The sequence below is a fragment of the Haloferula sp. A504 genome (assembly GCF_044385805.1).
In the GTDB taxonomy this organism is placed as follows: domain Bacteria; phylum Verrucomicrobiota; class Verrucomicrobiia; order Verrucomicrobiales; family Akkermansiaceae; genus Haloferula.
Map to the genome: position 1 here is coordinate 1 of NZ_JBISBU010000143.1, position 1419 is coordinate 1419.

2 protein-coding genes are annotated in these 1419 nt (G+C 57.9%); both read left to right on the forward strand.

Annotated features, from left to right (window positions below; all coding sequences use genetic code 11):
- The first annotated feature begins 617 nt into the window (after positions 1-617).
- Positions 618-899, forward strand: a complete 282-nt coding sequence (locus ACG2LG_RS23820; RefSeq protein ID WP_396263364.1) for a type II toxin-antitoxin system RelE/ParE family toxin — start codon at positions 618-620, stop codon at positions 897-899.
- A 4-nt stretch (positions 900-903) separates the two neighbouring features.
- Complete coding sequence (locus tag ACG2LG_RS23825; RefSeq protein ID WP_396263366.1) at positions 904-1206, forward strand: HigA family addiction module antitoxin; 303 nt, start codon at positions 904-906, stop codon at positions 1204-1206.
- Positions 1207-1419: the final 213 nt, after the last annotated feature.

Sequence of the window (1419 nt, forward strand, 5' to 3'; positions counted from 1 at the left end):
AGCCCACGACTTGAACCAGACACGGCACCTCCCTTTCAACCCTCAAACCACCCCGAAGGCGCGTGGCTGGCTCCAGTCGCAGCCATAGGGTCTCGATTCAAAGAAATGCCGACGGAGATCAAGTCCCAGGATGACCTAAAGCCGGGCGAGTTCTACGAGGACGCATACTATCACCCCTGCCTCTGCCTGCGCTTTTCATACGAGGACGACGAGATCGAGGGAATCTCGTTGATCGACGGAAGCGTTCCCCGGTGCGCGAGTGTCCGCCACGGCTTCGTAAGGAAGCTCACCCTCCAAGAGGTTGCTCATTATCGATTCTTCGGTCCATTGGACGCTGAACTCCCGCCTGAACGTGACTGGACGGAATCAGTAGCTCATGACCAAATGACAGCTAGCCACCGCCTGACGCACCCCAAAATCCAATAATCGAACAAGCCGAAGCAGGGCGACCCCTACCAGCGGCCTTGTTGCGTTCCGGGTTTGGTGGTTACATCCGGCAACGAGAACCGAGAGTGCCGCCGAAGGTCGCCGGGCCGCCTGTTCTCTGACGGTTGGGCGGAAATTACGAGGCGCGAAATTACGCTTGCCGAAATTCCGGGGCATGGTAGCTTTTGCCGGTGATCGAAAGCTTCGGCGACACCGAGACTGAACGGATTTACGGAGGCGAGCGCTCGCGAAAGCTTCCCGGCGACATCCAGCACCGGGCCAGGCGCAAGCTGCGTATGATCAATCAGGCTCGTGCGTTGCAGGATCTCTCGGTCCCGCCGGGTAACCGTCTGGAGGCCCTCCAAGGCGACCTTGAAGGCTTTTGGAGCATCCGAATCAACCAGCAATGGCGGATCATCTTCCGTTGGGACGATGGCCGGAAGTCTGACGTATCAATCACCGATTACCACTGATCCAATGAGTAAGAAGGGCATGCTACCACTGATTCATCCCGGTGAGATCCTCCTCGAGGAATTCATTCGACCGATGGGCCTTTCGCTTGCAGCGGTTTCGCGAGCGACCGGGATTCCGGCATCGCGGCTGACAGAGATCACGAAGTGCCGACGGAGCATTACCGCCGAAACCGCACTACGTCTCGCGAGATTCTTCGGGACGACTGCCGGATTCTGGGTCGGGCTCCAAGCAGAACACGATCTGGAAGCGGCGGAGCGAGAGATTGGACCGAAGGTCGAGAAGGAAGTAACCGCACTGGCAAAATGAAAAGCCCAACAAGGCGTCGCTCCTAACTCCTGCCCCGCCGCGTGTTCAATCCGTCATGGCCATACCAACCCCGACCCACAGTCGAAACCTCGCCCTCGGGCAGGTGTAGGAGGACTTCGACGTTGCTATGGCTGCTTGTTTGGCAAGGGGCAAAGTGATGTTTTTTCCATAACTCGTGGGGAGTGATAGTTTAACTTCGGGGAAGGGCTTGTG